The sequence below is a fragment of the Mesorhizobium sp. RSR380A genome (assembly GCF_054719385.1).
The window spans coordinates 4,842,969-4,860,981 of the sequence record NZ_JBTTIB010000001.1 but is presented as its reverse complement, the minus strand read 5'-3'; the positions used below and the strand labels follow the sequence as shown (position 1 = coordinate 4,860,981).

At 64.3% G+C, this 18,013-nt stretch carries 25 protein-coding genes, 1 pseudogene and 1 riboswitch; of the genes and pseudogenes, 7 read left to right on the top strand and 19 right to left on the bottom strand.

The window, feature by feature from the left end; genetic code table 11:
* Positions 1-117: 117 nt before the first annotated feature.
* The 4 genes from ACYG9Z_RS23440 to ACYG9Z_RS23425 form a co-directional block, all read right to left on the bottom strand.
* A complete protein-coding gene (locus ACYG9Z_RS23440) occupies positions 118-1,125 on the bottom strand; it encodes an ABC transporter substrate-binding protein (protein ID WP_023672481.1) in 1,008 nt (335 codons plus the stop codon).
* Entirely contained in the window at positions 1,122-1,904 is a 783-nt protein-coding gene (locus tag ACYG9Z_RS23435) for an ABC transporter ATP-binding protein (RefSeq protein WP_023695506.1), read from the bottom strand. The genes ACYG9Z_RS23440 and ACYG9Z_RS23435 overlap by 4 nt, the downstream gene beginning before the upstream one ends.
* A complete protein-coding gene (locus ACYG9Z_RS23430; RefSeq protein WP_023689011.1) occupies positions 1,901-2,743 on the bottom strand; it encodes an ABC transporter permease in 843 nt (280 codons plus the stop codon). Before ACYG9Z_RS23430 ends, ACYG9Z_RS23435 begins: the two co-directional genes overlap by 4 nt.
* Before the next feature lie 255 nt (positions 2,744-2,998).
* The gene (locus tag ACYG9Z_RS23425; protein ID WP_023751860.1) at positions 2,999-3,607 is read right to left on the bottom strand and encodes a YkoF family thiamine/hydroxymethylpyrimidine-binding protein; all 609 of its coding nucleotides are present in this window, start codon (positions 3,605-3,607) and stop codon (positions 2,999-3,001) included.
* Positions 3,598-3,710: riboswitch (TPP riboswitch) on the bottom strand. Its footprint overlaps the gene before it by 10 nt.
* A 210-nt stretch (positions 3,711-3,920) precedes the next feature.
* On the opposite strand from ACYG9Z_RS23425, the pseudogene ACYG9Z_RS23420 reads away from it, so the two are divergent.
* Both ACYG9Z_RS23420 and ACYG9Z_RS23415 read left to right on the top strand, forming a co-directional pair.
* Positions 3,921-4,310, top strand: a pseudogene (locus tag ACYG9Z_RS23420) (GSU2403 family nucleotidyltransferase fold protein); the annotation flags it as partial.
* Between the two features lie 265 nt (positions 4,311-4,575).
* Entirely contained in the window at positions 4,576-4,827 is a 252-nt protein-coding gene (locus tag ACYG9Z_RS23415; RefSeq protein WP_023684826.1) for a hypothetical protein, read from the top strand.
* 155 nt (positions 4,828-4,982) lie between these two features.
* On the opposite strand, the gene ACYG9Z_RS23410 is transcribed toward ACYG9Z_RS23415, so the two are convergent.
* The 4 genes from ACYG9Z_RS23410 to ACYG9Z_RS23395 all read right to left on the bottom strand — a co-directional run bounded on the left by ACYG9Z_RS23410 (position 4,983) and on the right by ACYG9Z_RS23395 (position 6,600).
* Positions 4,983-5,222: a DUF2934 domain-containing protein gene (locus tag ACYG9Z_RS23410; RefSeq protein WP_023740111.1), complete on the bottom strand. Its 240-nt coding sequence runs from the start codon at positions 5,220-5,222 to the stop codon at positions 4,983-4,985.
* Between the two features lie 92 nt (positions 5,223-5,314).
* On the bottom strand, positions 5,315-5,530 hold the full coding sequence (locus ACYG9Z_RS23405) for a hypothetical protein (protein WP_023670360.1): 216 nt from the start codon (positions 5,528-5,530) through the stop codon (positions 5,315-5,317).
* 98 nt (positions 5,531-5,628) lie between these two features.
* A complete protein-coding gene (locus ACYG9Z_RS23400; RefSeq protein WP_023670359.1) occupies positions 5,629-5,958 on the bottom strand; it encodes a DUF1236 domain-containing protein in 330 nt (109 codons plus the stop codon).
* A 339-nt stretch (positions 5,959-6,297) separates the two neighbouring features.
* Positions 6,298-6,600 (bottom strand): hypothetical protein, encoded by a 303-nt coding sequence (locus ACYG9Z_RS23395; protein WP_023684824.1) that lies wholly within the window; start codon positions 6,598-6,600, stop codon positions 6,298-6,300.
* Between the two features lie 160 nt (positions 6,601-6,760).
* On the opposite strand from ACYG9Z_RS23395, the gene ACYG9Z_RS23390 reads away from it, so the two are divergent.
* Positions 6,761-7,090 (top strand): hypothetical protein, encoded by a 330-nt coding sequence (locus ACYG9Z_RS23390; protein ID WP_023705173.1) that lies wholly within the window; start codon positions 6,761-6,763, stop codon positions 7,088-7,090.
* Between the two features lie 393 nt (positions 7,091-7,483).
* On the opposite strand, the gene ACYG9Z_RS23385 is transcribed toward ACYG9Z_RS23390, so the two are convergent.
* The 3 genes from ACYG9Z_RS23385 to ACYG9Z_RS23375 all read right to left on the bottom strand — a co-directional run bounded on the left by ACYG9Z_RS23385 (position 7,484) and on the right by ACYG9Z_RS23375 (position 8,766).
* Positions 7,484-7,705, bottom strand: coding sequence for a hypothetical protein (locus ACYG9Z_RS23385; RefSeq protein WP_023670355.1), 222 nt, complete (start codon positions 7,703-7,705; stop codon positions 7,484-7,486).
* Between the two features lie 263 nt (positions 7,706-7,968).
* Positions 7,969-8,376: a heme-copper oxidase family protein gene (locus tag ACYG9Z_RS23380; protein ID WP_023751859.1), complete on the bottom strand. Its 408-nt coding sequence runs from the start codon at positions 8,374-8,376 to the stop codon at positions 7,969-7,971.
* Positions 8,377-8,529: 153 nt separating this feature from the next.
* Positions 8,530-8,766, bottom strand: a complete 237-nt coding sequence (locus ACYG9Z_RS23375) for a hypothetical protein (RefSeq protein WP_023670353.1) — start codon at positions 8,764-8,766, stop codon at positions 8,530-8,532.
* Between the two features lie 233 nt (positions 8,767-8,999).
* Here ACYG9Z_RS23375 and dinB point away from each other — a divergent pair, with 233 nt between their 5' ends.
* The 4 genes from dinB to ACYG9Z_RS23355 all read left to right on the top strand — a co-directional run bounded on the left by dinB (position 9,000) and on the right by ACYG9Z_RS23355 (position 10,948).
* Positions 9,000-10,241, top strand: coding sequence for a DNA polymerase IV (dinB, locus tag ACYG9Z_RS23370; RefSeq protein ID WP_023751858.1), 1,242 nt, complete (start codon positions 9,000-9,002; stop codon positions 10,239-10,241).
* 285 nt (positions 10,242-10,526) lie between these two features.
* Positions 10,527-10,625, top strand: coding sequence for a hypothetical protein (locus tag ACYG9Z_RS23365; RefSeq protein ID WP_023670351.1), 99 nt, complete (start codon positions 10,527-10,529; stop codon positions 10,623-10,625).
* 58 nt (positions 10,626-10,683) lie between these two features.
* Positions 10,684-10,782: a hypothetical protein gene (locus ACYG9Z_RS23360; protein ID WP_023684816.1), complete on the top strand. Its 99-nt coding sequence runs from the start codon at positions 10,684-10,686 to the stop codon at positions 10,780-10,782.
* Between the two features lie 73 nt (positions 10,783-10,855).
* Entirely contained in the window at positions 10,856-10,948 is a 93-nt protein-coding gene (locus tag ACYG9Z_RS23355; RefSeq protein ID WP_023689018.1) for a hypothetical protein, read from the top strand.
* A gap of 90 nt (positions 10,949-11,038) precedes the next feature.
* On the opposite strand, the gene ACYG9Z_RS23350 is transcribed toward ACYG9Z_RS23355, so the two are convergent.
* The 8 genes from ACYG9Z_RS23350 to minC all read right to left on the bottom strand — a co-directional run bounded on the left by ACYG9Z_RS23350 (position 11,039) and on the right by minC (position 17,845).
* Complete coding sequence (locus tag ACYG9Z_RS23350; protein WP_031244075.1) at positions 11,039-12,241, bottom strand: hypothetical protein; 1,203 nt, start codon at positions 12,239-12,241, stop codon at positions 11,039-11,041.
* 110 nt (positions 12,242-12,351) lie between these two features.
* Positions 12,352-13,233 (bottom strand): EamA family transporter, encoded by an 882-nt coding sequence (locus ACYG9Z_RS23345; RefSeq protein ID WP_023735468.1) that lies wholly within the window; start codon positions 13,231-13,233, stop codon positions 12,352-12,354.
* 598 nt (positions 13,234-13,831) lie between these two features.
* Positions 13,832-14,413 (bottom strand): dihydrofolate reductase family protein, encoded by a 582-nt coding sequence (locus tag ACYG9Z_RS23340; protein WP_023735469.1) that lies wholly within the window; start codon positions 14,411-14,413, stop codon positions 13,832-13,834.
* Positions 14,414-14,578: 165 nt separating this feature from the next.
* Positions 14,579-15,115 carry an SRPBCC family protein gene (locus tag ACYG9Z_RS23335; protein WP_023695516.1) on the bottom strand — a complete coding sequence of 179 codons (537 nt, stop codon included), beginning with the start codon at positions 15,113-15,115 and terminating at the stop codon, positions 14,579-14,581.
* Entirely contained in the window at positions 15,112-15,543 is a 432-nt protein-coding gene (locus ACYG9Z_RS23330) for an ArsR/SmtB family transcription factor (RefSeq protein ID WP_023693878.1), read from the bottom strand. The genes ACYG9Z_RS23335 and ACYG9Z_RS23330 overlap by 4 nt, the downstream gene beginning before the upstream one ends.
* A gap of 337 nt (positions 15,544-15,880) precedes the next feature.
* Positions 15,881-16,153, bottom strand: coding sequence for a cell division topological specificity factor MinE (gene minE / locus ACYG9Z_RS23325; RefSeq protein WP_023684809.1), 273 nt, complete (start codon positions 16,151-16,153; stop codon positions 15,881-15,883).
* Positions 16,150-16,965 (bottom strand): septum site-determining protein MinD, encoded by an 816-nt coding sequence (gene minD / locus ACYG9Z_RS23320; protein WP_023670342.1) that lies wholly within the window; start codon positions 16,963-16,965, stop codon positions 16,150-16,152. Before minD ends, minE begins: the two co-directional genes overlap by 4 nt.
* Before the next feature lie 49 nt (positions 16,966-17,014).
* Positions 17,015-17,845 (bottom strand): septum site-determining protein MinC, encoded by an 831-nt coding sequence (minC, locus tag ACYG9Z_RS23315; protein WP_023695517.1) that lies wholly within the window; start codon positions 17,843-17,845, stop codon positions 17,015-17,017.
* Positions 17,846-18,013 lie beyond the last annotated feature (168 nt).

Genomic DNA, 18,013 nt, shown 5'->3' with positions numbered 1-18,013 from the left:
AGGCCAGAGGGGGTCGCCGCGCGTAAGGCGCTGACGTCCTCTGTCCGCGATAGGAAGTCGCGTCAGGACGTACCGACCCCCTCTGTCGCCTTCGGCGACATCTCCCGAGGGGGGAGATTACGCGCCCAAAAACTCGTTCGTAAAATACCCCCCGAAATCCGGCTTCTCCTTCAGAACCTTGCCATCGCCATCGAGCAATATGCCGGCGTTGAAGAGATAGGTTCCCATCGCCTCGATCTTGGCCTTGTCGATGGTGCCGATGACGCCGGCCTGGCTTCTGAGGAAGTGCCCGTCGACGAGCATCTTCAGCGAAGCGTGGATCAGCGCCGGGTCGGTCAGCGCATCCTTGTTGGAAGCGATCAGCAGATCGCCGGCTTCCTGCGGGTGATCGCAGGCAAATTGGTAGCCGCGCCGCGTCGCCTCGACAAAGGATGACGCCGCCTTTGGATTTGCCTGGAGATAGGCATCACTGGAGGCGATCAAGGTGGTGTGCTCGTCGGGCACGCCGTAGTCGGCGTAGCGGAAGCCGCGCTGCCTGACGCCTTTCAACTCGGCAGCGACGCCTTCCCAGGTCGAGACCTCCAGCGTGAAGTCGACCGAGCCGTTGGCCAGCGCCTCATAGGCCGAGGTGCCTAATGTCACCGTCTCGAAAACGCCCTTGCCGCCATCGTGGCGGATGATGGTCGAGATCAGCGTGTTTTCCCAGGCGCTGCCGAAGCCGCCATAGGTCAGACCGTCGAGATTCCTGGGACTCTTGATCTCGCCGCGATCCGCGTTGAAGACCAACCGGCCGGTCTCCTGCTGGACCACGGCGTAGACCGCCTTGAGATCGGCGCCGGCAGCCCGCTGGGTAAACAGGCCAACGCCGGCAATGCCGAAATCGGCGATGCGGTTGGCGACCAGCGTGCCGGCGCCAGTATCGCCATAGGGCAGGATCTCAACATCGAGCCCGGCCTCGTTGTAGAATCCTTTGTCGCGGGCAACGAACAGGCCGACATGGTTGGTGTTGACCGTCCAGTCGAGCGCAACGGTGATTTTTTGCGCAGCCGCATGAGCGCGCGAGGCCAGCGGCAGTCCGGCAGCCAGCGTCAGCAGCAAAGCCTGCCGGCGTGTGAATTCGGTCATGAAAAACTCCTTTGAGCGGTCTGCGGAAACAAGCCCCGGTCAGTCCCGGGATTGAGCAGCGTGTCGAGGATGTCGGCTTCGAGCGCGGCGGCCTGGCGCGCGGCATCGCTGCCGGTGGTGCGCGGGCGCGGCAGCGGCACGGCAATCTCGCCGATGATGCGGGCCGGCCGCGCCGACATCAGATAGATGCGATCGGAGAGGTAGACGGCTTCGCGCACGTCATGGGTGATCAGCAGCGCCGTCCAGCGTTGGCGCTGCCACATGCCTTCCAGCCAGCGCTGCATACCCGCGCGGGTCAGTGCATCCAGCGCGCCAAAGGGCTCGTCGAGCAGCAGCATGTCGCGCTGCTGCACCACGGTGCGCAAAAGGGCGGCGCGCTGGCGCATGCCGCCGGAAAGCTCGGCCGGCCAGGCGCGCTCGAAACCGGCAAGGCCGAACTCAGCGAACAACGGCGCGACGCGTTCGCGCGCCGCCTTGCGGCCAAGACCCTGCACTTCCAGCCCCAGCGTCACATTGTCGATGACGCGCCGCCACGGCATCAGCGCGTCGCGCTGCGGCATGAAGGCGAAGGGGCTGCCCTGCAATGGCGCGCCGTCGAAGCGCATGTCGCCCTCGCCTTTCAGCGCGCCGGTCAGCAACTGGAACAGCGTCGACTTGCCGGCGCCGGAAGGGCCGAGGATGGAGACGAACTCGCCGGCCGCGACATGAAGCGAAATGCCGGCGAGCACCTCAAGCGCGCCGAAGTTCTTCCTGATGTCCCGGAGTTCGAGCCGCGTCATTGACGGTTCTCTTCTGCAGCTTCAACCTTGCCGTCGCGGCTTTCGCTCCCTGCATTCTCCCAAGGCATGGCGAAGCGCTGGACGAGCACCGCAATGGCGAACAAGACAAGCGTGAGCGCGGCGCTGACGGCGACCGCGGCGAGCACCAGATCGGGCCGAAAGTTGTTCTTGGCATTGAGCATGTAGATGCCCAGCCCCTTCGCCGCCCCCGCATATTCGGCGAAGATCGCGCCGACGACGGCGTAGGTGATGGAGATGCGCAGCCCGGCGAAGAAATAGGGCAGCGCCGAAGGCAGGCGCGCCAGCCAGAAGATGCGCCAGCGCCCTGCCCCCATGGTGGCGAGCATCTGCGAAATCGCCTTGCTGGTCGCGGCAAAACCCTCGACCAGCGCCACCATCATCGGGAAGAAGGTAACGAGCGCCACAAGCAAGATTTTTGGCATCAGCCCGAAGCCGAACCACAGTACGATGAGCGGCGCAATCGCGACCAGCGGCAAGGTCTGGCTGACAATCAGCAGCGGAAACAGCGCGCGGCGCAGCGGGGCCAAGAAATCGACCAGCGCCGAAAGCACGAAGGCAGCGACCAACGAGCAGGCGAAGCCGGCTGATGTGGCGCGGATGGTGGGCAGCGTGTTGTCGGCAAGGGCAGCGCGATGCTCCCAGGCCTGCTGCAGCACGCGCGACGGCGCCGGCAGCATGGTGGGCGCAGCGCCACCATAGCGGGCGTAGAGCTCCCACGCCGCGAGGAGCAGGGCGGAGGCGCAGGCGGCGGGGATGGTCTTGGCGATGGCTGCGGCTAATCTCCCCCCTCGAGGGGGAGATGTCGCCGAAGGCGACAGAGGGGGTCGTCTCGCATAGAGCGCCCACGCCTTGCCGATGCGAAAAGGACGTCGGCGCTCCACGCGCTGGGACCCCCTCTGGCCTGCCGGCCATCTCCTGCTCGAGGGGGGAGATTCGTGGGCATCGCGGTCTTCGCCAATCGCCAATGGCTCCCCTCCTCTCTGTGCTGAGGGGTCAGAGGCATCTCCTCCACGCAATGGGTCAGATAAACCAGCCACGGCAATATCCTCAAGGAACGACGCTTGAGCCGCGGCTCAGACGGCGCTCGGGCTGTTCGCCGAGATCGTGATGTCGAGGGTGACGTGGCCGGCGCCGGGGCCGAAGCGGCAGAAGGCCTCGTTGAGCGTGGCAAACACCGCACCGGCATCGCCACGCAATTTGGTGCAGAAGTTCTTTGAGCGCTCAAAGACGCCGGACTGTTTCAGGAAATCGATGCAGCCGTAGATCTCGTCCATATGGTCGCCCGTGCCCATAACGTAGAGCGAGAACTGCGCCGCCACCGGCTGGCCGGTCGACGGCGTGGCCTGGACAGCGCGGATCGCGGCGATCTTGCGCTCGTCCAGCGGAATGGCGGGGCCGCCGGTCTCGTCGGAGCGGCAGATCGGATCGTCGGGCTCGCCCGGACAGCCGCGCGAGATCGCCGCCGAAAGCACGCAGTGCTTGCCGCTTTTGGCCGCCGCGACGAACAGGTCGCGCATGGCGGGAAACAGCACCTCGGGCGGCCCGACCATAAGGGTCGAGATGTCATCGGTTTCGATCCGCAGCCGGTCGCGCCAGGGATCGAGCGCGCCGAGCGCGCCGAGGATGACGCCGACGAAATCGTCGGTCATGGGATAAAGGGAAATCTGTGCGCCTGAAAACATCGCCCGCCTCGCTCCGCTGGTATTATCCAGATCAGCTTTAGGGTCCGAAGGCTTGCCGCCCTCATCTCAGCCCCGACGATACGGAGCACCCCTGTGGATGGGCGGGTTAAAGCACCGTTCGCGGCATTGGGGAAGCCGTTTGTTGAGGCACTGCGGGAAAGTGTTTTGGGCCAGACGTGCCGGGCGCCCGGGCGTTAACAGACGACTCGTCAGTTCGTTGCGTTATAACGTTTCCACGAACTTCTTATAACTGCGTTGAAATTCAAGCTGATAAACGTAATTATAAGAAAACGGCAGAGACTCCGCGCAGCCCTTACGGTTTCTGGATTTCCTTATCCGCGACCCCATCCGGACTGTGCTCCTGCATCGCTCGGGCTTGCCTGTGCTGGTCCCCTCGCCCCAGCGCTACGCCATCCACAAGCTGATCGTCGCCTCGCGACGCGGGCCGAGCGCTGGCGCCAAGCGGGAGAAGGATCTCCATCAAGCGCGCCTGCTGACCCAAGCGCTCGAAGCCACGCGTCGCCAGGACGACCTTGCCTTCGCCTTCATGGAAGCGTGGGACAAGGGCGAAAACTGGCGCGAGACGATCCGGGGCGGCTTGAACCTGTTCGACGCCGCCACGAGGGAAAACAGTCACACCATCCTGGGGAAATCCCTCCGCGAAATTGGTGCGACTCCTGAAGGATTCACGATGCGGGATTAGCTGAAGCGACCGCTGCTATATTCATTTCCATCGTCCCAACCGTACGAAATTGGCTTGACGCTTATTCGTACATAAAGTACGATATCTCTTTTCGCAGAGAGGAATGTCCTTGAGCACAGCGAACCATGTTGCCTTCGCCGATCTCTCTCGGCCTTTGCTGTCACCCCCGTCGTTGCCGCCGCCTTTGTTGCCGCCGCCTTTATTGCCGCCCCCTTTGTTGCCCTTGTCATTCGATCAGTGCGAACGCCTCGCCGGGGCTTGGCGAATGGCCAGCCAAGACATCGCCGACGACATCCGCTTCATCCGCCAATATCTGAAAGTCGTTGCCGAGAAGGACGAGAGGCTGTCGACCGGCACCCTTGTTCACAGCCGCGCCTATGTCGAGGCCTGCGCCGGCTGGCTGCCACAGACTGTAACGCGCTATCTGCGCCACCTGCGCCAGATCACCGAATGCGAACTGGCCATGACAGCTGCCGGCATTCGCTTTGCGCTGTCGAGTTATGCCTGGGAGGCATGAGGGCGCCTGTCGCCAAACACAAGGAATTGCGCTGCCCGTCGCAGGCGCAATTCGTCAGGTTGAGAGGCTCGGGCGCGCCTGAACGGCGGGCGCCAAGGATGGCCCGGCCAGCGAATTCCGGCCTTGCTTTATTTCGACTGGCCTTATTTCTGGCCTTATTTCGATTTGGCTTTGCCGGACTTTGCGGCGGCAGGCTTCGCTGCCTTTGACTTGGCGGCTGCCTTGGCGGGCTTGGCGTCAGCTTTCTTCGCCGCCTTTTTTGGCTTGGCGACCGCGCCATCGACTTCAGCCGTGGCCTGCTCCCAGTGTTCCTGATGCGCGCCTTCAGGCCGGCCGGCCTTTTCCCAAATCTCGTGCGCGCGCTGGCGAATGCGGTCCTGTTTGTCGTCCGTCACTTAAGCCTCCGTGGTTGGGTCCGGTCGGTTGGTCCAGATTCCACGAAAACATTAGCCGAAAATTCGGCCGGCGTCTTGAGTGACGAGACATCTCAGCGCGGGTCGGAAATCACCGCAACGCCGAGCAGCGCCGCTTTCTTGACGATCAGCCCCGCGAGGTCGGCATCCGAACGATCGGTGCCGGTGCGCTCCCGCAGGAGCGCGATCGCTTCCTTCATCGATAACAGCGCCGTGTTGCGCTCGGCCAGCAACTTGTCGCAACACGCCGCAACATTGGCGGAGTTCGGGGTCTCGACATGCGGCAACATGGCAATTCTCCTTTCATCATGTTCGTCATTCGGCCCTGCCGCCCTTTTGGGAAGAACGACAGGGCCGTATCACCGATGAATGGTTAGGTTGTCGAGCGTTACTCGACCACCTCGACAATCCTGCGCGTGCTGGGGTCGACCAACACGGTATGGTTGTCGACGACGGCGTATCTGTACTGAACGTCGGGAACCTCCTGCAGCTCGACAGTGTCAGGCAAGGCAGTGCCGACATTCAATTCGACGCCGAGCAGATTGACCGAGGCAAGCGGATGTTTCTTTACGTACTGGTGCACGACCGTGCGCTGTTCCGGGGTGATGATCACCTGCTGCTGTGCCGGCTGCGTGACGATGACCTCGTCGGCGGCGGCAATGCCGATACCAGCGATCATGGCGAGCCCGGCGACGGCGGGAATAAGGATGGTTTTCATCTTCGTCTCCTGTCGTTGTTGGCGAGCTCCGCCGTGTTCCCGCATGAGGCGAAAACAGCGCAGATCGAGGTGGCGGGCTCCTGGAGGCAAACGCAGCCGGTACGGTCTTGTTCCGCAAGCGGAGACTAAATTGATCGGCTTCCCGGTCATGCCAGCAGAACCCGCACCCGCAAGATTCGCATTGAAGCACAATCCCTCAGGAGACCTTCGACATGGATGATGCACGGCTCCAATTCCGGGCGATTGCGGCCGGCGCCGGCATTGATCCGGTGACCGCGTCGCCCGGCCAAGACGGGAACCGACCGCCTTCGTGCCACGCCGTGAAGTTTCAAGCAAAGGTCATTGCTTCGGCGGCTGCGCAGGCACCTCGCCAGGCTTGATCACCGGCGTCTTGCCCTGGTCCGGCGGCGGCTGCGTCATACCCTGGTCACCACTGGGCGGCGGCTGCAGCACGCCGCCGCAGGGACCGAGCGTGCTGGTCGATTCGCCGCCGCCATTGGCGACCGGCGGCTTCTGACCATCGTCCTGAGGCTGCGCCTGGCAAGGCGCGGCAGGGCCGTGCTGGTCGCCATTGTCCTGCGCAGCCGCCGGGTCGGCCAGCGCCAAGAGCAGCACGCATGGGATGAGGGGGAAAGTCTTCATGGTCCAGCTCCTCTGGATTCATCTCCTTGGCAAAGCAGACTAGTCCTTGGCAAAGCAGACTGGCGGCAATTGGTTCCACGGAGATGGAGTGGTTGCCGGAACCTGACAGCCGGAAGTGAGTTCCACCTTCTCGACGCAAAGCCGCCCGGAGGAGGCAATCATGGAAGAACGAAACAGAAAACCCAATGACGAGGTCGAGGCGCCACCGAGCAAAAACGATGCCCGCGACAGGATCGCCAATGACGAGGTGGAAGCGCCGACGCCGCGCCGGCAGGATTGGGATGCGCTGCGTGGCGCAACGGTCCTGCCCGACGGAGCAGATGAGGAAAGCCTGCCGGACACCACCGGTGTCGAGAAGGAAGGCGAATTGCCCGAGGAGGATGACGACAACCCCTACCAGGACAGTGACGATGCCTTGCCCGACGACGCCGAGGAAGCCGCCATTGGTCACGATCTGGCGAGGCGCGGCGGCCCGTTCGACGACGTGTAAGGCAGCGACCGCGGATACTTTCGAGAGGTTTCCCGGGACGTCCACGCCGTCACCAGTTGGACCAAGGATGAGCTGAAGGCGATGCCGGAGCATCGCGATATTTCGAAGGATCCGGCTGGCCGGATCCTTCGTTTAAGGCGCCTTGGCGGTTTGGCTTAGCCCTTGTGGTCAAGGGCTGGACGGCGACAATCTCGGCACCTTCGACAGCCGAGAAGCAGCCGAGAAGCACGAACGCGAAGCCCAATATTTCAAGCGCCGTCGAGGCCGCTCGCCTGAAATCTTCAAAGTGCGCAAGAAATCCCCGCCGCGGGCGGTGCAGACACGCTCCAGCATCGCAACGCTGCGAACCGGGCCATCGCCCGCCGGCACTTGAGTGCCGACGGGCTCTGACCTTCAGTTCGACCCGGGATCGCCGAGCGCCTCGGTGACGAAGGACGCCGCGATCAGGTCGTCGGCGTCGAGGCGTAGGGAGCCTTCGACACCCCCCATGATGGCCGCGACCTTCTGGAAGGTCTGCATCTCGTGTTCAGTAACGCTGGCGTCTCGCATCCTGGCTTTCAGATCGGCGATGCGTCGGCCCAGTGAGGCCGACGTTCCGATTTCTCTGTTCGACATGGTGGCCTGCTCCTCCCCCAACCCATGCTGTGGACGTACTCAAGTCTGCCTATATATAAGGCAGCGCGAATACAGTCGCCGCAACGCGCGATATCTGGGAAGGTTCCGGCGCCAAATAGTCACGAAATAATACGTGGTGGGACTCGGGTATGTTGAGCGCCGACGCGGCGATAGACACCGCAGCCAGCGGCTGCGGCCATCGGCCTGGCCAACCCGCGTGGCGGGTCGCGAACGCGGGTCGGACTTGATCGCTGCGCGAACAGTCAGCGAGAAGCCGGCACCACGCCGGACACCGAGCGCGCCGTTTCGGGCGAAAACACCACGAAAGCAAAAACCAGAACGGCAGCGGCGACGATGAGCGAGCCGCCGGCGACGATCGGTTCAAGCGCCGGGTTTCCCTGCAGCATCACGTACAGCGCCGGCAGCATGATCACCAAGCCGAGAGTGTAGAGCCCGTAGTGGATCATGGCGACGCGACGCGCCGCCTTTTGCGGATTGAGCGCGTAGTAGCCGCCGAAGATGGCGCTCGTCACCCAACCGAGCAGATTGATATGCGCGTGCGCCGGAAAAGCGGCGTGGTCGCCCGAGATCGCCATCTGCAGGCCGGCCGCAATCCCCAACATCAGGAAAAAGATGGCAGTTTTGAAAAAGAGTTCCGAAATCCTCGGCATGTCATTTCTCCCCCTATGCGGTCTGCGACCGCTTGCGTCCTGGAGAATACACCCACGCGCAGAAATTTTCCACGCCGCGCTTATGGGCCATGCCTGCACAGCTTTTTGCACGCTGTTCGACTTTTCTGGCTGCCACAACCCGGCGCCGCCCCGCTACGGCGTCAGCAAGATGTCGGCGCCCGCTCGCTCGTCGAACACCACCGCGCAGCCGCGCCCCAGCGCCACTGCCGACAGCGCGTTGGCCACCGTCTCGTCCGGCGATACGAAATCACCGGTCAGCACTCGCAACTCCTCCACCGCCCTGGCCATTGACACGCAGTGCCCGGCAACGCGATCGCTCGTGCAGGCGTCAATGACGCTGACGAGGTCGATCATCTCGAACTGGCCCATACCGGCCTCCACAAAAACAGCGTCCCGTCGCGGATATGAACGCCGAGGCGAGAGACAATGTTCCGCAGGTCCGATGCCCAGGCGGAGCACTCGACAGCCCGACCTGGAACGGGCCGGCCGGCGACAACCGCTTCGCTTGACAATAGGCCCTGTTTGTTCTCTATTTGTTCGGCAAAAACGCCTCTCACAACAGACGCGGCTAATGCTGCAACGCCGCAAAGGGAACGGTCGGGATGGAGCCCACCATCCTGCATGCGGATCTCGACGCCTTCTACGCCTCGGTCGAGCAGCTGCTCGACCCGGCGCTCAGGGGCAAGCCGATCGCCGTCGGCGGCGGCGTCGTGCTTGCCGCTTCCTACGAAGCCAGGGTTTTCGGCGTGCGCGGCGGCATGCCCGGACAACGCGCGCGCGAGCTTTGCCCCGGACTGATTTTCGTCGGCGGCCATTTCGCCGACTATCAGCGGCTGGGCGACGCCGCCATCAAGGTGCTCGACGATTTCACGCCGCTGGTCGAGCGGATTTCCATCGATGAAGCCTTTGCCGACGTCGCCGGCTGCACGCATCTGTTCGGGCCGCCGGCCGAGATCGCCGCCACGGTGCGTCGGCGCGTCCGGGCAGAGCTCGGCCTGCCGATCTCGATCGGCGTGGCGCGCACCAAGCATCTGGCCAAGATCGCCTCGCAGGTGGCCAAGCCCGACGGGCTGGTGGTGGTCGATCCGGACACCGAACTTGCCTTCCTGCATGATCTGCCGGTCGGGCTGATGTGGGGCGTCGGCCCGGCGACCAGAGCGCGGCTGGCCGAGATCGGCATCGAGACCATCGGCCAGTTGGCAAAGACGCATGGTGGGGCGCTGCGAAGATTGCTCGGGCCCGCCGCCGGCGAAAAGCTGGCGTCGCTGGCATGGAACCGCGACCCGCGAAAGCTCGAAACCCACAGGCGGTCGCATTCCGCCGGCGCGCAGTCGGCGCTTGGCAGACGGCCGGCCGAGGCGCGTATCTTCGGACCCGTCCTGCTGCATCTGGCAGACCGGGTCGCCAGCCGGCTCAGGGCGAAATCACGGCCCGGGCGCACGGTGACGGTGCGCGTGCGTTTTGCCGATCTGCACGCTGTCACACGCTCGCTGACGCTCGAGCAGCCGATTTCGGCAACCGCGATGCTGGCCGAAATCGCCGGGGAGCTGGTGCGCGGCGTGCTGGCCGCCAACCCTCGAGAGAAGACCATCTCGCTGCTGGCGATTTCGGTGTCGCAGATGGAAGAAAGTGCCGAGCTGCAGCTGGAGCTGCCGCTCGGGCTTGCCGATGAAAAGCAGCGACCCGGCAGCAGGCAAGGCCTGGCGCGCTTTGGCGCCGACCGCGCCATCGACAAGATCCGCCAGCGCTTTGGCAGAGAGGCTGTCGGCTACGGCGCCGTGGCGCTGGAAGCCCGGCGCTCGGTTCCCGATGCCTTCCGCGAACTGGCGGAAAGGGAACTGTGAGTGCGGCGCGACGGCAAGGCCAATGTTTAGGCTGGGCCAGTCCGCGCTGCATTGCCGCTCTGTTTGAGCAGGCCGACCAACCAGGCCAGACCCGCCGCAGTTTCGGACATTTTTCGCACCGCAACCCGGCCACGCCATGCACGCCCAAGAACAACGCTTTGTCGATGAAGGTGGACTTGCAGTTAGTGCATCGGGACCAAGAAAACCCGGGGCGGGACGACGGCGCCGCGAAGGTTGACAGTGCCGATCCGTCTGGCATTATCGCGTAAGCTTGGAGGATTCACTATGAAGAAAACCTATTCGAAGCCTGTTCTGGTCAAAAAAGGCAAGCTTTCGCAGGTTACGGCGCTCGCCAATGGAGCGGGTTCCGGCCCGATCGAGTGAAGTCGTTGAGTCGGCTGTCGCCTGATCTGGCGGCCTCGCCTGACACTGGAGATGCGGCATGAAGAAGACCTATTCGAAGCCGGTGCTGGTCAAGAAGGGCAAGCTCTCGCAGGTTACAGCCGACAATGGTAACGGCTCCGGGCCGGTCGCCGTCTAGCAGCCGATTATCCGACGCCTCGTGCCGTCTGGCCGGGAACAGGGCTTTGGGTGCCCGACGTGGAGAGTGGAAAATGAGGAAGACCTATTCCAAGCCAGTGCTGGTAAAAAAGGGCAAGCTCTCGCAGATCACCGCGAACGGCGCTTCTGCTCCTATTCCGGGCTAAACTCGTTCCCCGGTAGATCGAGATCCTCCTGGCAGAGTCGGGCGGCTTGATCGTTTCCGGAGCATGATCTCCCGCAGGCGGCGGGACCGTTCAGCGCACAACCACCAGATCGTCGAGCACTAGCTGCCAATAGTGGCTCGTGGAGAGGCGTACGCGCGTCACCGCCGCCAGCATCGGCGCATAGTGGACGGGCGCCAGTGCCGACAGGACGATCGTGTCGCTGGCGATCAGCCGGTCGCCAAGCCAGCTCTCGACCAGTGCGGTTTCGCCTTCGGACTTCAACCATGCCGCCGTCAGCATCACGGAATGGAACCCGAACGGTTTGTCGCTCGAGAATTCGGCCGGGTGTCCGCTGCTCGTATAGCAGACATGGTCTCCCGAGATATTGCCGTTGACGTAGCCTTCGCTGCCTTCGGTATGATCGCGCGCCAGTGCGTTCAGGTTGAACCAGGTCAACCCGGCATAACCGGACGGCACCTTGCGTAGGCCGCGCGTGGTGACATCGTCGAAACCGATGGCCTGCAAGGACGCGGCGCTGTCGACAGCCGCGTTCTCGGGCGACAGCAGGCCGAGCTCGGTCGGGTAGGCGGACAAGGCCAGTCGTCGTTCCATGCCATCGCCGGTGACTTCGATCGCGTCGGCGTCATCGGGCAGATCGAGACGGAAGCCAGCCCCAGCACTTAGCGGATGCGCCGCCACCTCTTGCCCTTTCGCCATCACCGAGATGCTCGCCGAGACACCGTCCGCTACGCGGCCGCTGAGCCGGCGTATCGCAAACAGGCCGACCGGCTGCAGCATTGATTCCGAGACCAGCCCGGTGGGCGAGCCCGGCAGCGGCCGGAGGTGCTGCGACTGGACCTCGTTGGCGCTGCTCGAGCGCCAGCCGGGCGGCACAGACACGCTGAAGCGGTAGCTGCCCGGCACATGGATGGGCGCGGCGCGACGTTTCGTCGACGCCAGGAAATTGGCAAAGCCGCCGCGATTGCTCCGCGCCGCGGCGACGAAGCGGCCGTGGCCATCATGCAGTCTGACCATGATGCCGGCCATCGGGCGGTCGCCGAGCCCGTAGCGGCCGTCGCGATCGGCATCGAAATAGACAAAGGACGAATGATTGAGCTTGCCGTGGTTGCCCGACCAGTCGCGGCGCACGGCGTAGTCGTTGGCCGGATCTTCACGAAGCCGGGCTCTGCGACGAGACCGCGCCAGCCGCCAGGCCAAAGCCGCAACGACAGCGGCGAGCCCGACAAGGAGTATTGCCTTGATCACGGACGGCTCAAGCAATGCTGTCGGCATCTGGATCTCCTGCGCATGCATCGATCATATATCGATGCTGCAGGCGCTTGAGCAACCGGACACGGGACCGGCGGACCACGGCATCGGCGTCACATACCCATTTCAGGCACCTATTCCGGCGACGGCACCGGCGGCCTGGTGGTCAGCGCGGCTCCGAAGGCGGCGACGACCACGGCGGCGATGCCCGCGCATTGCAACGGGCTCAGGATCTCGTGCAGGAACAGGAAGCCGGCCAGCGCGCCCAGCGCCGGCTCCAGACAAGTCAGCGTGCCGTAGAGCCTGGCCGGCATCCGGGTCAGCGCCACCATCTCCAGCCAGAACGGCAAGGCGCTGGAGAACAGCCCGACCAGCAGCGCGCTGACCAGGATCGCGGGTGCGATCAGGCCGGTACCCGCCTCGGCGAGGCCGAACGGCAGGGCGACGGCAGCGGCTATGACCAGCCCGTAAGCCGTGGTCTGGCTGCCGAGCTCGGCGCCCGCCTTTTGCGCAAAGACGATGTAGAGCGCCCAGCAGCAGCCGGCTGCCAGCGCCAGCATCACGCCGAGCGGGTCGAGTGCACTGCCGGAGTGGATGAAGGGCGACAACAGCAATATGCCGGAAACGGCCAGGACCACCCAGACGAAGTCGGTGGCGCGCCGCGACGACAGCGTCGCCACAAGCAGCGGGCCGGAGAATTCGAGCGCCACCGCGACGCCGAGCGGGATTCTGGCGAGCGCTGCGTAAAACAAAAGGTTCAGCGCCGCGAGGTTGACGCCGTAGGCGATGAGCCAGGGCAGCACGGCGCGCGACGGCCGCACCCGCCACGGCCTCAGCACCGCCGCCAGCATCAGCGCGCCCACGACCAGCCGCAGCGCCGTGGTGCCATTGGCGCCGATCAGCGGAAACAGGCCCTTGGCGAAGGTGGCACCGATCTGGATCGACACCATGGCGCCAAGCAACGCGCCGATCGGCAAGGCCTTCGCTTCAGCTGAGGCAATCGGCGTCGACGTCAATTCCAGTCCCTCCCCGCGCGACCAGCAGGCCGTAGCGCAGGCCGGAGATAGGGATAAAGGGCCTGGCTGTCGTGTGGCACGAGCGGGCTGTTGATAGGGCAAGGGTGGGAGGCGAACTCCGACGCCCTTCCTCTCCCCCGTCGATCGGGGGAGAGGTGTCGAGCAAAGCTCGACGGAGTGGGGTCGACCGTCCATCACATCCGCCCGATTGCCTGCTTGCCGGAGGCGGCGACCGTGGGTTTCATGAGCGCCTTCCCCCACTCCGTCGCCGCTTCGCGGCGCCACCTCTCCCCCCTCCGGAGGGAGAGGAAAATGCCAGCTCGCATAAGCTCGCGCCCTTCCTCTCCCCCGTCGATCGGGGGAGAGGTGTCGAGCGAAGCTCGACGAAGTGGGGGTCGACCGTTCATCCGCCTGATTGCCTGCCTGCAGGCGTTTCGCCTCGCTTCCGTCGCTCCTGTCTTGCGGCGACCGTGGGTTTCATGAGCGCCTTCCCCCACTCCGTCGCGGCTTCGCGGCGCCACCCCTCCCCCCTCCGGAGGGAGAGGAAAATGCCAGCTCGCATAAGCTTGCGCCCTTCCTCGGGGGAGAGGAAAAGAAGCTAGCTCGCCAGCCCATACACCAGGCTCACACGTCCATCCGACAGCGCCTCGGCCTTGCGCAGCTCCAGTCCGTGCCGGGCGTGCACCGTGCCGAACAGCGCCTTGCCGTCGCCGGCGAGCAGCGGGTAGACGATGAGCCGCATTTCATCCACTAGCCCCGCCCCGATCAGGCTGGCGGTGATGCTCGCGCCGCCCATGAGGTAGATGTTCTTGCCGGGCTCGCGCTTCAGCGCGGCGATGTCGTCGAGGCTGCGCAGGAAGCGCGTCGATGCCCAGGCGGCCGAAGTCATGGTGTTCGACAGCACATAGTGCGGTGTCTTGGCGGCAAAGCGCGCCCATTCGAGTTCGGCCGGGTCGACCAGCCTGCCGGTCATTGGCAATGGCTGGTCCGGCTCGTTCTGTTGGATCGCGCTCCAGTAGCGCTCATAGCCGGCATACATGACGCCGCCGAGCAGGCAGGCGTCGATCCCGGGCATCAGGCCGTATTCCTCCGACCAGTTGTCGACCCAGTCGGCGAAGCCTTCGGGGCCTTCCATCTTGCCGTCGATGGAGATCTTCATTCCGGTGATCAATTTACGCATGACTTCCTCCTTCGGGCTTGCGGGATGCAAGCACGTTGCCTGGTTTCACTTCCGATGACGCGCCGCGGTGTCTGGCGAAGGCGCGTGTTTCGCCGGCCCTTGCGCCGGCATCCGGCGCAAGGGATCGATGGTGCCCGGTTGGACCGGGCGATGCGTTAGGTCAGGTCAGGCCGGCAGGCGCCGGTCGTATTCCGCCACGATACGGCTAAAGCTGTCCCAGAACGGTTCGGGCTTCTCGGCCGCCACGCGGGCAACCAGGAGGTCGAGATGCACGTGCCAGCCGGCGGCATGCATCATCAGGCTCGAGCGGTCCGGCAGGCGGCGGTGGACCAGGGTGAGCAGGACGTCGTCGCCGCGCTGCGCCAATTCGAAGGTGACATTGCCGCTGCCGTTCCAGGTGATGGTGAGCTTGCGCGGCGGATCGCACTCGACGATCTGGTTGTGCATCCGCTGCTCGCCGCCACTGAAGCTGGCCGGCCTGTCGCCGGGCGGGTCGGTCAGTTCGTCATTGCGCCAGACCAGCTCGAAGGAAGAGCCTTCCTCCATCTCCATGTCGCCGGCCGCCAGCCATTTGCGGCGCAGATCGCTCTGCGTCAGATATTCCCAGACGCGCTCCCTGGTTCCGGGCAAAAGCCGTTCGACCCTCAACGTGGCCGGCTGGATCAGCTGGGCGTAGCCGTCGAAGCTGTTCATCTGGTTCATCGGTCGTCTCCCTTGGAAGGTGTTGGCCTGGGTGATTCCGGCTTCGATGGTTCTGGATTTGCCGGTGCCGGCGTTGACGGCGTTGTCGACGTTTTGCGCCCCGCCTCCTCGCGCAAAAGCTGTTCGAGGACATCGAGGCGGCTGTTCCAGAAACGCGCGTATTGGCCGAGCCACTGATAGGCGGTGGCCAGCGGGCGGGCCTCGAGGCGGCAGACATGGGTGCGCCCGCGCACTTCGCGCCGGATCAGCCCGGCATGCTCCAGCGCCTTGATGTGCTTGGAGGCGGCGGCCAGCGACATGGCAAAGGGTTGAGCCAACTCGCTCACCGTACGCTCGCCGCCGGCGAGGTGGTTAAGCATGTTCCGGCGCGTGGCGTCGCCGAGGGCGTGAAAAACCTGGTCCATCTGGGGCGCCTCTAATTCAACCATGTAGTTGAATATAGAGGCGAGATTTTAGATAGTCAACTAGTTGGTTGAATGTTTTTTGGGGATTAGCGCAAACGCCCTACCTCCCCCTTGTGGGGAGGTCGGACCGCAGGTCCGGGTGGGGGTGGTTGGCGCAGGCGAGCGCGAGGAGCGCAATCTCCCCCCTCGTGGGGGAGATGTCCGGCAGGACAGAGGGGGGCGCGAAGGATCGCTACATCTCAGCGAATCCAGATCTTCGGCAAAGCCGTTGCTACATGTAATCGACAGGCCGGCGGGACAGCGCCCCCCTCTGGCCTGCCGGCCATCTCCCCCACAAGGGGGGAGATCAGCAGCTTCAATCTCACCCCGCCATCGCCAGCGGCACCGCGCTCTTGTTGGGGATCTGGATGTCGATCTCCAGCGTCGACATGGTCTCGCCGCGGTCCATCGAAACTTGCAGATAATCCTGGTCGATCTGCACATGCTTGGCGATCACCGCCATGATCTCCTCGCGCAGGATGGAGACGAGATCGGGCTGGCTGCGGTTGCGGCGCTCATAGGCGAGAAGCACTTGCAGCCGTTCGCGCGCCACCGGCGCGCTGGTGCGCCGCTTGAAGATGTCGAGCAGGTTCATGCCGCCCTCCTTCCCAAAAGACGATCGAGGAAGCCCTTGCGTTCGAAGGGCACGATGACCGGCAGCTGTTCGCCCTCGAGGCGCTTGGCCGCGTCGATGTAAGCCTTGGCAGCGGCGTTCAGCGGCTCCGACAGCGTCACCGGCGAACCGAGGTTGGAGGCGCGCAGCACATCCTGGCTCTCGGGGATAATGCCGAGCAGCGGCACCGACAGGATCTCCAGCACATCGTCGATCGACAGCATTTCGCCCCGCGCGGCGCGTCCCGCATCATAGCGCGTGACCAGCACATGCTTGGCGATCTGCTCGCCCTCCTCGGCCCGCAAGGTGCGGGAATCGAGCAGGCCGATGATGCGGTCGGAATCGCGCACCGACGACACTTCCGGATTGGTGACGATGACCGCCTCGTCGGCAAAGCGCATGGCGAGCTGCGCGCCGCGCTCGATGCCGGCCGGGCTGTCGCAGAAGACGTAGTCGAACACCGAGCGCAGCTTGCCGATGACCTCGGCGACGCCCTCCTCGGTCAGCGCATCCTTGTCGCGCGTCTGCGAGGCCGGCAGCAGGAACAGCGTCTCGACCCGCTTGTCGCGGATCAGCGCCTGCGACAGCTTTGCCGAGCCCTGGATGACGTTGACGAGGTCGAACACCACGCGGCGTTCGGCGCCCATGATCAAATCGAGGTTGCGCAGGCCGACATCGAAATCCACCAGCGCCACCTTCTTGCCGGTCTTGGCGACCGCCGCCCCCAGAGCCGCGGTAGAGGTCGTCTTGCCGACGCCCCCCTTGCCCGAGGTGACCACCACTACCTTGCCCATCAATAAAGCCTCCGTTGTTGTTCGTTATGTCGTTGTCGGGCGAGACGCATTAGCTGAAAGGGGCGATGCGCAGCATGCCGTTTTCGAGAAATGCCTGCACAGGCTTGCCCCGGACTGACGGGTCCATCTCCTCGGCCGTGCAATACCAGCCATCGACCGAGAGAAGTTCGGCTTCGTTCCTGCGGCAGAAGACACGCGCCGCCGTGTTCCCTTGAGCGCCTGCCGAAGCGCGGCCGCGCAGCGTGCCATAGACGTGGATGGAACCAGTGGCGACGATCTCGGAGCCGGACGCGACGGAGCCCAGCACGATGACATCGCCATGCGGATGGAAGATCAGCTGCCCTGAACGGATCGGCGAGCGGATCATCAGCGTGCCAGCGTCGGGTGCGGCAATTTTGGCGTCTTTCGGCTGTGCCTTGGCATCGCTCGCCGGTTTCAAATCGCCCGCCTTCAAATCGCCGGCCTCTGCCTTGATGTCACCGGCCGCCTTCATGTCGCTTACCGCAGTGTCCTCCTCCGCCCTGCCCGCCTTGCGGCTCGGCTGCAGCAGCCCGTCGGTGGTCGCCTCCTTGGCGCCGACCAGCACCGGCGGCAGATGCGTGCCAAGCTCGGCGCCACCATCGAGTTCCATGGCATAGATGCGGATTCCGCGCTGGCCGAGCAGATCGACCAGCGCTTCGATGGCCACGACATCGGGCTTGAGCACGTTCAGGTCGAGCACCACCGGGCGCCCCGCAAAATATCCCGGCGAATTGCCGACCCAGCGATCGAGGCTCTCCAGCCAAACGTCCAAAGGCGCCTCGGGCGTCAGCGTGAAAGCCACGAAGGAGCGGGCGCGAAAGCGAATGGATTTGGCCTCGAGGGGAGCGGCAAAGGTCACGGCGGGCGATTCCTTACTGAGAGGTAAACGCTAGCGGTGGTATGGTTAATGAAAGGTTAATGGACTGAATAACCGCATGGCAGATCGCAAGAAATTTGAAGATCGGGGTAGACGCCGGTTGCGGACGCCAATTGGCCACACAGACCGCGACATTCACGAACCTAAGCG